We start from the raw sequence: 229 nt of genomic DNA on the forward strand, positions 1-229 counted from the left end.
GTGACCTTTTTTAGTCCTGCTTTGCTTTTTAATGAATTTCCTACTTCTAGACTCCCTGTGAAAGTAATGACGTTCGTTCGTGGATCAGTAACAATGGAGTTGCCAATCACTGAACCTTTTCCAGTAACTACGTTCAATGCTCCTTTAGGTAATCCAGCTCTATGAAAAAAATCCGCAATTAGAAAAGAAGACAATGGAGTCTGTGATGCAGGTTTCAGCACAACTGGGT

General features: G+C 40.2%; 1 protein-coding gene. It reads right to left on the bottom strand.

Annotated features, from left to right (window positions below):
• Positions 1-229: aldehyde dehydrogenase family protein (locus tag AOA62_RS00070; protein ID WP_143521690.1), on the bottom strand; the 229-nt coding region annotated here is incomplete at both ends.

Origin of the sequence: Pseudomonas sp. 2995-3 (assembly GCF_002742565.1) — a bacterium.
GTDB lineage: Bacteria > Pseudomonadota > Gammaproteobacteria > Pseudomonadales > Pseudomonadaceae > Aquipseudomonas > Aquipseudomonas edaphica.